The sequence below is a fragment of the Parabacteroides sp. ZJ-118 genome, assembly GCF_011038785.1.
Lineage (GTDB): Bacteria > Bacteroidota > Bacteroidia > Bacteroidales > Tannerellaceae > Parabacteroides.
In genome coordinates this window covers 203,577-214,542 of the sequence record NZ_JAAKDT010000001.1, presented here as the reverse complement: position 1 = coordinate 214,542, position 10,966 = coordinate 203,577, and the positions used below count along the sequence as shown (strand labels likewise).

7 protein-coding genes and 1 rRNA gene are annotated in these 10,966 nt (G+C 47.7%); 3 read left to right on the top strand and 5 right to left on the bottom strand.

The features are described 5' to 3' along the window. Window positions 1-101: ribosomal RNA gene (rrf, locus tag G7Y39_RS00905) — 5S ribosomal RNA — on the top strand; the annotation flags it as partial. Window positions 102-197: 96 nt separating this feature from the next. Here rrf and G7Y39_RS00900 read toward each other — a convergent pair. From G7Y39_RS00900 to G7Y39_RS00880, 5 genes are all read right to left on the bottom strand, one after another. Continuing rightward, on the bottom strand, window positions 198-1,217 hold the full coding sequence (locus G7Y39_RS00900) for a glycosyltransferase family 2 protein (protein WP_165154133.1): 1,020 nt from the start codon (window positions 1,215-1,217) through the stop codon (window positions 198-200). After that, entirely contained in the window at window positions 1,214-2,104 is an 891-nt protein-coding gene (locus G7Y39_RS00895; protein WP_165154131.1) for a lysophospholipid acyltransferase family protein, read from the bottom strand. The genes G7Y39_RS00900 and G7Y39_RS00895 overlap by 4 nt, the downstream gene beginning before the upstream one ends. A gap of 5 nt (window positions 2,105-2,109) precedes the next feature. Next, window positions 2,110-3,447 carry a tRNA (N(6)-L-threonylcarbamoyladenosine(37)-C(2))-methylthiotransferase MtaB gene (gene mtaB, locus G7Y39_RS00890; RefSeq protein ID WP_165154129.1) on the bottom strand — a complete coding sequence of 446 codons (1,338 nt, stop codon included), beginning with the start codon at window positions 3,445-3,447 and terminating at the stop codon, window positions 2,110-2,112. Window positions 3,448-3,975: 528 nt separating this feature from the next. Beyond that, window positions 3,976-4,437: a nucleoside-diphosphate kinase gene (gene ndk, locus G7Y39_RS00885; protein ID WP_165154127.1), complete on the bottom strand. Its 462-nt coding sequence runs from the start codon at window positions 4,435-4,437 to the stop codon at window positions 3,976-3,978. Between the two features lie 167 nt (window positions 4,438-4,604). Then, window positions 4,605-5,234: a master DNA invertase Mpi family serine-type recombinase gene (locus G7Y39_RS00880; RefSeq protein WP_165154125.1), complete on the bottom strand. Its 630-nt coding sequence runs from the start codon at window positions 5,232-5,234 to the stop codon at window positions 4,605-4,607. A 225-nt stretch (window positions 5,235-5,459) separates the two neighbouring features. On the opposite strand from G7Y39_RS00880, the gene G7Y39_RS00875 reads away from it, so the two are divergent. Together G7Y39_RS00875 and G7Y39_RS00870 are read left to right on the top strand one after the other, a co-directional pair. After that, entirely contained in the window at window positions 5,460-8,297 is a 2,838-nt protein-coding gene (locus G7Y39_RS00875) for a bifunctional fucokinase/fucose-1-phosphate guanylyltransferase (protein WP_241159927.1), read from the top strand. Window positions 8,298-8,406: 109 nt separating this feature from the next. After that, a complete protein-coding gene (locus G7Y39_RS00870; protein ID WP_165154123.1) occupies window positions 8,407-10,965 on the top strand; it encodes a DUF5686 and carboxypeptidase-like regulatory domain-containing protein in 2,559 nt (852 codons plus the stop codon). The last annotated feature ends 1 nt before the right edge of the window (window position 10,966 follow it).

Below are 10,966 nucleotides of genomic sequence, written 5' to 3'. Positions count from 1 at the left end.
ATGGCACGAGGGATCCACCTCTTCCCATTCCGAACAGAGAAGTTAAGCCTCGTCACGCCGATGGTACTGCGTAACAGTGGGAGAGTAGGTAGCCGCCGTCTTGAGTGAAGGCGATAGCCGGAAGAGAGGGGAGTCAATCCGAAAGGGTTGGCTCCTTTTTTGGTATGACGGGCATGTCATACATCTGTGGTGAAAGATTAATTTATTAATCGGTAGAATGTTTTTTCTCCTTTTAGGTAAAACGCTAGGATAAGGCTTCCTCGCAAAAGTTCCGGGATGGAGGGAAGAACGGCTTTCTCTAAGTTTATTTTACGCTTAGGCGCATATTCCGGTTTGAGTCGGTGATAGGCTTTCCTTGCCTCATAAACGGCTTTGGCGTTCGCGAAATGTCCTTCCAGCAGGAACTTTGCGGCGGCGAGATAATCCAGCCAGAAGCGGACACGCATCACATGCTTTAAGTCGTCTTCCCTCGAGTTCTTATAAAGCATCAATAGGCTGTTCCGGAAATTCAAGAAGGTCTTACGGGGACTTTCCGCGTTCAAGGTGGCTCCACCTACGTGGTAGACGATGGATTGCGGGACACATACCAACCGATATCCCCGGGAACGTAAGCGCCAACACATATCGACCTCCTCTTGATGGGCAAAGAACCCGGCATCCAATCCTCCGACCTCCTTGTAAACAGCGGTACGAACGAACAGACAGGCTCCTGTGGCCCATAAGATATCGGCAGTCGTGTCGTATTGCCCCTCGTCCTTTTCCACGACATGCAAGATTCTTCCCCGACAAAAGGGGTAACCGTATTTATCAATATATCCTCCGGCCGCTCCCGCATACTCGAAGTATTCTTTATTGCGCTGGGCCCGTATTTTGGGTTGGACGCAAGCGATGGTGTGATCTGAATCGAGTGCGGTTATCGGGGCATCCAACCAATTGGGAGTTACCTCTACGTCGCTGTTTAACAAAACGCAATATTCATGGTCAATCCTGCTAAGTGCCTGATTATATCCCTCGGCAAAACCGTAATTCCGGTCGAGGCGGATAATGTCGACCGTAGGGAATTTAGCTTTCAACATCTCGATCGAGTCATCGGTGGAACCGTTATCGGCCACGATAACCTCAGCCCATTCCGGGGAATTGGCCACGACGGAAGGTAGGAATTCCTCCATTAACTTTCTTCCATTCCAATTTAAGATGACAATTGCTATTTTTTTCATCCTTGTTGCTCGTGTTTATGTTTCCAACGTTTATGAGTCCATAGCCAGTAGGCTGGATCACGCAAGATCATTTTCTCTAAGAGCCGTGCGTATCGCTCGGTGATGTAATTCTCTGGTGTCTCTTTCGGCGTCTCCGTAATGAGTTGCATATCCACGGTGTAGTAGCCTCTTTTTATCCTTTGGGTATCGAGGAAGATAACCGGTAGGTTCAACTTACGTGCGATACGTTCCGGACCGGTTAACAGGGCCGTATCTTGATGAAGGAACTCCGTCCAATAACGCAGGTTGGCCTTACTGGGTGTCTGGTCCGCCAAGAAGATGACGACAGAGCGGGTCCTGTCTTGTTTTAGCTTGATGATATCCCGTATCGTATCGTTTTTCTTGATGCCGAAAGAACCGAATCGCGTCCTGAGATTAGCGAATAGCATATCAAAAGCCTTGTTGTTTAACGGACGATATATCTGATAGATACGTGAATCCTCGAAACGGGTGGTCGATCCGGAGAACCATTCCCAATTGCCATAATGCCCCATCGTGAGAATGAAGCAAGTATGGCCTTTTTTCATAAGCTGATCAACCAATTCCGGATTCCTCAAATATGCGCGCCGTTGTATCTCATCTAGGGATATATGGGCCAATTTGATCGTTTCCGCGATATAATCGGCGAAATGATGGTAAAAACGACGTTCCAACCGGCGCAATTCTTCCTTGGATTTATCAGGGAAGGATGCGTTTATATTACGGCGGACTACTTTTACCCGATATCCGGCTATTTTATAGATGAGTACATACAGAATGTCTGATAGGACGTATAAAGCCCGCATGGGAAGTAAGGCGTGTACTTTTACCCAGCTATAAAGAATGGCGTATAGTATTTTATTCCACATGATCGTTAGCTGTTGATAGTTGACAGTTGGCCATTGACAGTGAGGGCGGTGTGATCCTCATCCCAATCCCCTAATGTGACTTGACGGGTTTCGTTTACCAAGGAAGCGTCATAAGGAATCCCCACCTTTATATAGTTTTCGGTAAAACCGTGCATCCTGCCGTCTTTTTGGGTATGCTCGAATAAGACGTTCGCTTTCTGTCCGATGTGGGCCTCATAAAAGGCATGTAGCTTCCGATCCGAGATATCCAAGAGCTGTTGGCTGCGTGCGTGTTTGGTCTTTGGGTCTACCACATAATCGATCTTCAGCGCTTGGGTACCCGGGCGCTCGGAATAACTGAATACGTGCAGTTGGCTTATATCCAGGCTGTCGATGAATTGGCGGGTCTCCTCGAAGTACTCGTCAGTCTCGCCACGGGTTCCTACGATTACGTCTACGCCGATAAAGGCATGTGGCATTATTTCCTTGATCTTTTCGATCTTATGACGGAAGAGAGCGGTGTCGTAACGGCGTCGCATGAGTTTCAATACGGCATCGCTACCGCTTTGCAAGGGAATATGGAAATGAGGGGCGAAACGTTTGCTACGGGCTACGAAGTCTATCGCCTCGTCGGTAATCAGATTGGGCTCGATAGAGGAGATCCGGTAGCGAATGACACCTTCTACCTCGTCGAGGGCACGGATTAAGTCGATAAAGGTCTCATGGGTACTTTTACCGAAATCCCCGATATTTACGCCCGTCAATACGATTTCCTTTCCTCCTTTACGGGCTACTCCCCGGGCTTGCTCTACCATGCTGGCGATCGTCCCGTTCCGGCTTCTTCCCCGGGCGAGGGGTATGGTGCAATAAGAGCAATAATAGTCGCACCCGTCTTGTACTTTCAGGAAATGACGGGTACGGTCGTCCGCAGAGCAGGATGGAGAGAAGGAACGTATCTCTTCGCGTGGTGAGGCGATAATCGCTCCTCCGTTTTCTTTCTTCTCCAGATCCTCCAGATATTGAAGGATCTTTAGTTTCTGTTCGGCGCCAAGAACCAGGTCAACACCTTCTATATGGGAGACTTCCTCCGGTTTCAACTGCGCGTAGCAACCGGTTACCACGACAAAGGCCCCGGGGTGTTGTTTCCCGATCCGACGAATCGCCTGCCTACATTTCTTGTCGGCAAGTTCCGTGACGGAGCAGGTATTCACCACGCATATATCCGCTTTCTCGCCGGGACGCGCTTTACGGATACCTCGCTCGGCCAGTAGCTTTCCGATGGTAGAGGTCTCCGCGAAATTAAGTTTGCAACCCAACGTATAATAAGCGGCCTTTTTATTGTTAAATACGGTCTGATCTATCATTTTTGATTTTGTTAGGTAGTAGGTCGGCAGCATTACTGCCGCTTTCCCTATCAAGAACCGCACGTGCGACTTTCATCGCGTACAGTCCCGATAATTCTAAATTTAATTCTCATAAAATTAAATCGGCTCATTTCCGCTCTTGCGAGTGGTCGTCGTTCCGAGAATGTCTGACAGCTTTATCAGCGCGAATTTAGATATAAATCGCGATTTATATGCCAATGAGGTAAGAAAACGTCAAGATCACTCCTGTCTTTAAAGGTAGTCTTTACAGGTAGGGGTGGAACGAAATCTCTCCTAAAAAGATATTGAGTGCTTACGAATTTATCAACGTTCTAATTTCCGGGTGAAATCTCTTAAACATTTTGCCGGGATGGGCTGTTATAGGTACAGTAGTGTGTTTTTCATGATATTAGGTTTTAGATTAGTAATTAGATTGTTCATTCAGTTCGGGAGAATAGGATGTTGGTCCCTAAATGGGATAGCCGGAAAGAAGAGAACTCATTCTCTCCTTTCCGGCTATTTTTTTGTTTAAAACTCGTCATTGGCGTAAAGACTCAATAGGTTTTTCAGCTCATAATCGAATATCTCGTCATCTTTGAAGAAGCGTTTCAATTCGATCTCGGCTGTCTCCGGTGAGTCTGATGCGTGCACGATATTCTCTTGTACGCTCATACTATAATCTCCCCGTATCGTACCGGGAGCGGCGTTCCTGCCATTGGTAGCGCCGGCCAAGGTCCTTACTACATGTATGGCATCTACCCCTTCCCAGCAACATACGATCACCGGGCATGCACGCATTGCATCCTTGATTCGTTGGAAGAAGGGCTTTTCTTTCAGGTGAGCATAGTGCTCACTCAAGATCTCATCAGTCAGCCAAACCATCTTCATACCGGCCAGACGGAGTCCTTTTTTCTCGAAACGGGTCACAATTTCACCGATCAGCCCTCGCTGAACGGTACAAGGCTTTAAAATAACCAATGTTTTCTCCATAAGATTTATATTAAAAGATTAAACAAACGTTTGATGTCTTGTGCATACATGTTAACCTTGCGGCGTCTGTCTTATACCTCCGCAAGGTAAGGGGAATAAACAAATAAATGAGCGATAAGTCCGCTAAACTTAACGGATTTAACACATATTAATTTTCGTTTAAGTAGTTAGTCCTTCTGTATCCTTTTCCATTTCCGCGGAATTTCCGGATGGGCCTTGAGGAATTCCCGCAAGGTCTGCCGGTTTACCCCCAGTTTCTTGGCTATATATACTTTGGTCCTATGTTCCTTAATATACTGCAAGATCTTCTCTTCCTTACCTTTCAGCTTACAGGCTTCCGGTCGCTCTCCTTTCGGGCGACCCAATTTGGCACCTTGTCCCTTTTTCCGAGCCAACGCCTCTTTCGTTCGTTGCGAAATCAGGTTACGTTCGATTTCGGCGCTTAGGCTGAATGCGAATGCCAAGATTTTACTGTTAATGTTATTTCCGAGTTCATAGCCTTCCTTTATCGTAAATACGATGATGTCTTTTTCCATACATTGATGAAGGAAGCTCATAACTTGCATGAGATTACGTCCGAGACGTGACAGTTCTGTCGTGATCAAGATGTCTCCTTTACGTATCTGCTTTAATAATTTACCAAGTTGGCGATCGGCGATTACTTTTGTCCCGCTGATCGTCTCGTCCACCCACCTGTCGATTCGTATGTTTCTCAATATTGTGAATTTTTCAATCTCGAACCGCTGGTTTTCAGTGGTTTGCTTGTCTGTGCTGACTCTTACATAACCGTATACCATGGACCCTAAATATTTAGTTAAACAACATCCAATTTACAGGAAACCGATTGATTGTTAATGCGTTTTAGTAAAAACAAACTTTTTTATGGTTGCGTTAAATAATTTGAACGGTTTTAAACGTCAGGCAAATTGTAATAAACAAGGATTAATGGATGCTCGTATGAAAAATTTAAGTTACTTTTGTTTTCGAAAAAAATAAGATGGAGCCTTGGAATGATCATGGGTATGAAAAAGTTGTTGTCTTTACCTCCAAACTTGGTAGATAGTTTCCATGCGATAGCGCATGTTGGTACAGAGGAGTGGTTTTGCACCTCGGATCCGGCAGGTGCGCGTTTGGGATCCGGGGGAGGAACGACATGGCTGTTGGAAGCCTCCCGGCGGAATGAGGCCCCTGATGTATCCATGAAGGAGTGGTTGGGACAGGAAAAGCGTATCCTGTTGCATGCCGGAGGGCAAAGCCGTCGTTTGCCCGGATACGCGCCATCCGGGAAAATCTTGACTCCGATCCCCGTGTTTCGCTGGGCAAGAGGACAGAGGCTGTCCCAGAACTTATTGTCCTTGCAATATCCTCTTTATGAGCGGATCTTGAAAAAGGCACCGGAATCGCTTCACACCTTGGTCGCCAGTGGCGACGTATATATCCGTGCGAACCAGCCTTTGCAAGAGATTCCTGAGGTCGATGTGGTTTGTTACGGTTTATGGGTCGAGCCTTCATTGGCAACGAATCACGGGGTCTTTGTGTCGAACCGTAAGTCTCCGGACATTCTGGACTTTATGCTACAGAAGCCTTCGTTGGAAACTTTGGGGGAATTGGCGGGTAGTCATTTATTCTTGATGGATATCGGAATCTGGCTGCTAAGCGACAAGGCGGTGCGATTATTAATGGAACATTCCTATACCGAAGACGGCAAGGCGATGAAGGCCTATGATTTATATGCCGAGTTTGGGTTGGCCCTGGGGAAGAATCCGCGTATCGCGGACTCGGCGTTGAACCGGCTTTCCGTAGCGATTTTGCCACTTCCGGGTGGGGAGTTCTATCATTATGGAACGAGCCGCGAGTTGATCTCCTCTACATTGGCGATACAGAACCTGGTCAGGGACCAACGTGCGATCATGCAGCGTAAGGTGAAACCGCATCCTGCCATGTTCGTGCAGAATGCGTTGTTACACCGGAAGTTAACCGCTGAGAATTCGGAATTATGGATAGAGAATAGTTACATCGGTGAGAATTGGACGTTACGTAGTCGGCAAATTATAACGGGTGTTCCGGAGAATAATTGGAGCTTATCTCTTCCGGAAGGTATCTGTGTGGATGTTGTCCCGGTAGGGGAAACCCATTGGGCGGCAAGACCCTATGGGTTCAACGACTTGTTTAAAGGGAGTTTGTCTGATACGTCTACCTTGTTTATGGGGAGACCTCTCTTGACTTGGGCAATGGAACGAGGAATCACCTTGAGCAGGGACGAGGATATACAAAACGCACCCTTGTTCCCTGTTTGCCAAACCGTGGATGAGCTGGGAGAAGTGCTGCGCTGGATGATTACGGAGCCGGATAGGGAGGAGGGAAAGTTAATTTGGCTTTCCGCCCGGAAATTATCGGCGAATGATTTGTCCGATCAAGCGAACTTACGCCGTTTAGTAGCTCAGCGAGAAGTTTTCCGTAAAAAAGACTGGTCATTATTGGCCGCTAATCATGAGAAAAGTATATTCTATCAATTGGATCTCTCGGACGCGGCGAAAAGCTTCGCCAAAGACAAGATCGTCTTACCGGAAGCTCTTTCCGAGGATCATCCGTTGATGAAAAGGATACATAATCATATGTTCCGCTCTCAGGTGATGAAGCTCCAGGGTGAAGCGTATGAGGGGGAGGAGCAAAAGGCTTTCGCTTTGTTGCGGGAGGGACTGGTCGGTTCCGTACTCGGAAGTAAGCAACAGCCCTGTTTGAATGTCTATCGGGACCAGATCGTATGGGGGCGTAGTCCGGTACGTATCGATCTGGCAGGAGGGTGGACAGATACGCCGCCCTATTGTCTATATGCGGGTGGAAACGTGGTGAACGTGGCGATCGAACTAAACGGGCAACCACCGCTGCAAGTCTATATCAAGCCTTCCGATACCTTTAAGATTATCCTTCGCTCGATCGATCTGGGAGCGATGGAGGTTATCTCTTCCTGGGACGAGCTTCGTGATTACAATAAGGTAGGATCGCCCTTTTCCATCCCGAAAGCGGCTTTGGCCTTGGCTGGATTTATCCCGGAATTCTCGACAGAGGCTTATGCCTCTTTAGAGGCCCAGTTGGAAGCTTTTGGTAGCGGGTTGGAGATTACCTTGTTGGCGGCGATACCGGCGGGCTCCGGTTTAGGCACGAGCTCGATCCTCGCGGCCACCGTGTTGGGCGCTATCTCTGATTTTTGCGGCTTGGCTTGGGATAAGAATGAGATCGGAAACCGCACCTTGATTTTAGAACAATTGCTGACTACCGGCGGGGGATGGCAAGATCAATACGGTGGCGTATTGCACGGATTGAAACTCTTGCAAACGAACGAGGGGTTTAATCAGAATCCTTTGGTACGTTGGCTGCCGGAATACCTGTTTACTGATCCGGAGTACCGGCCTTGTCATCTTCTATATTATACGGGGATTACTCGTACGGCGAAGGCTATCTTGTCGGAAATCGTGCGAGGTATGTTCTTGAATAGCGAGGCGCATTTGGGCCTTTTGTCTGAGATGAAAGCCCATGCGCTCGATATGTACGAGGCGATCCAATGCGGAGACTTCGTGACGTATGGTAAATGGGTCGGAAAGACTTGGGAGCAAAATAAGGCACTCGATTCCGGAACGAGTCCGGCGGCGGTGGAAGCGATTATCTCCAAGATACAGGATTACGCCTTGGGATATAAACTTCCGGGAGCAGGCGGTGGCGGTTACCTATATATCGTAGCGAAAGACCCGGGCGCGGCTCTGCGGATCCGAAAGATATTGGCTCTTTCTCCACCCAATTCGAACGCCCGCTTCGTGGAGATGAGTTTGTCGAGTAGGGGGCTCCAGATTAGTCGTTCGTAGGTCTGTTTGCCTGTTTTGTTGTTAATTGGAATATATTGTATGTATTTTGGAACATTTATATTAATGATCCTGTTGTACTTTTGCGGAGTTTAATGAGGTGTTAGATTTGATGGGGAAGAGAATTGTTTTTGTATGGCTTTTCTTGGCGTTCGCTTGGGTAGCGAAGAGCCAGAACTACCAGGTAAAAGGAATCGTGACGGATTCCGTTACGGGAGAACCTTTGCCTTATGTGGCTGTGATTTTGAAGGGAACTACGATAGGTGCTACGACCGATCTGGACGGGGCTTTCACGCTCTCCTCCTCATCCAAGGTACGTACTTTGCAGGTCTCTTATCTGGGGTATACGGAGAAAGAATTGAAATTCGTTCCGGGTAAGGCGGAACCTTTGAAGATCCAGCTGGCTCCGACAAGTATTCATTTGTCTGAGGTGGTCATCAAGCCGGGAAAGGAGAAGTATCGGAAGAAGGATAATCCCGCGGTTATCTTTATCAGAAACGCCATCGCACGTCGGGAGAGCAACGACCCTCGTAATCACGATTATTTCCGGTATGACCAGTATGAGAAGATGATCTTCGCCATGAACGATTACCAACCGAAACCGAAAAAAGATGGAAAGGTGGGAAAGTTTGACTTCTTGGCGGATTTCATCGATACGTTGGAGCTGGGAAAGACGATCTTGCCGGTGTCCGAGCGAGAGAAGATCCAGACCGTTTATTACCGCAAAGACCCGAAAACGGAAAAGCGGGTCGTTCGGGCTACGAAAGCGGCCGGTGTGGATGAGGTCTTCTCGCGCGACGGTATGCAGCAGTTCTTGAATGAGGTATTCCGGGAAGTGAATATCTTCCAGAATGATATTCCTTTGTTCTTGAACCGTTTCGTCAGTCCTATGTCTACGATGGGACCGAACTTCTATAAATATTATTTGCTGGATACGGTGGAGGTCGCCGGACAGAAGTGCGTGGATTTGGGGTTCGCTCCGTTTACTCCGGAGACGTTCGGCTTTACGGGACATCTTTTTATCTCGTTGGATTCCACTTATTTCGTACAGAAGGTTAAGTTGAATGTCCCGAAGAAGATCAACTTGAATTTCGTGGGAGGAATGTCTATCGAGCAAACCTTCGACCGAGCCCCGGACGGGACGCGGATAATAACCAAGGACGATATTCATGTGGATTTCAAATTGACGGAGAAATCGAAAGGAATGTATGCCCGCCGTTTGAATATCTATTCGAATCAAGCGTTTAAGGAACCGGACGATCCTCAGGTATTTGAGGAGAGCGCTCCTATCATCGTCCCGGTAGAGGCGTATCGCCGTTCAGCCGAATATTGGGCCGAGAATCGACCTCCCGAGGTGGGAACCCGCAAGCAGAACAATGTGGAGTTGCTGATGGAGAAGCTGCGTTCCGTCCCTATTTTCTATGTGACAGAGAAGGTGGTGTCTATCTTGACATCCGGATATATCCAGACGAATAAGGTGAAGGAGAAGAGTAAGTTCGAGTTTGGCCCGATGAACACCTATATCAGCGGTAACGCGATTGAGGGGGCTCGCTTCCGTGTCGGTGGAACCACGACAACGGCCCTCAGTAAACGTCTTTTCCTGGATGGTTATCTGGCTTATGGATCGAAAGACCGCGAGTTGAAATATGATGGCATCGTAGAATATTCTTTTATCGATAAGAAGGATTACCGGAAAGAATTTCCCGTGCATTCCATCCGCTTCGAGTACATGTATGATATCAACCAGTTAGGTCAGCAGTATATGTATACCAACAAGGATAATATGTTCTTGGCCTTGAAGCGGCAGAAGGATACACGTGCCACCTATTTAAGGAATATGGAACTGACCTATTACCGCGAACATTACAACGGCTGGGCTTACGGAGCGGTGCTCCGGAATTTCAAGGAATACGCGACCGGTTACGCCGCGTTCGACCGGATCGGTCCGGATGGGCGGGTCTCGGCTATCGATTCCTACCGGATGTCGGAAGTGGAGTTTAAGTTCCGTTTCGCCCCGAATGAGAAGTTCTATCAGACCCGTAATTACCGTTATCCGATTACGCTTGACGCGCCGGTATTCACCTTGAATCATACGATGGCTTTCCAAGATATATTGGGTAGTTCGTATGATTATCAGAAGACGGAGTTCGGTATCCAGAAACGTTTCTGGTTCTCTGCTTTCGGTTATGTGGATATTCTCGCTAAAGCAGGTAAAGTCTGGACAAAGGCCCCTTATCCTCTGTTGATCTTGCCGAACGCGAACTTGTCGTATCTGGTGCAACCGGAATCGTATACGAATATGAACGCGATGGAGTTTATCAATGATGAGTACGCTTCGTGGGATATTACTTATTTCATGAACGGAGCCTTATTGAACCGTATCCCACTTATCAAGAAGTTAAAATGGAGAGAGGTCTTTTCTTTCCGAGGTATGTTCGGTCACTTGACGGATAAGAATAATCCCTATATCAGCGGGCAGAATGAGGGCTTGTTCCTATTCCCGCAGGGCTCTTACCTGATGGATCCGTCTACCCCTTATATGGAGGCGGGTGTCGGTATTGAGAATATCTTTAAGTTCTTGCGTTTGGATTATGTATGGCGTCTGACCTATAAGGATCATCCGGGTATCCAGACAAAGGGCGTACGTTTTATGATGAAGCTATCCTTCTAGG

Coding starts and splice junctions, on each gene's coding strand:
- G7Y39_RS00900 (WP_165154133.1), bottom strand. CDS start 1,217: ATGAAAAAAATAGCAATTGTCATCTTAAATTGGAATGGAAGAAAGTTA.
- G7Y39_RS00895 (WP_165154131.1), bottom strand. CDS start 2,104: ATGTGGAATAAAATACTATACGCCATTCTTTATAGCTGGGTAAAAGTA.
- mtaB (WP_165154129.1), bottom strand. CDS start 3,447: ATGATAGATCAGACCGTATTTAACAATAAAAAGGCCGCTTATTATACG.
- ndk (WP_165154127.1), bottom strand. CDS start 4,437: ATGGAGAAAACATTGGTTATTTTAAAGCCTTGTACCGTTCAGCGAGGG.
- G7Y39_RS00880 (WP_165154125.1), bottom strand. CDS start 5,234: ATGGTATACGGTTATGTAAGAGTCAGCACAGACAAGCAAACCACTGAA.
- G7Y39_RS00875 (WP_241159927.1), top strand. CDS start 5,460: ATGAAAAAGTTGTTGTCTTTACCTCCAAACTTGGTAGATAGTTTCCAT.
- G7Y39_RS00870 (WP_165154123.1), top strand. CDS start 8,407: ATGGGGAAGAGAATTGTTTTTGTATGGCTTTTCTTGGCGTTCGCTTGG.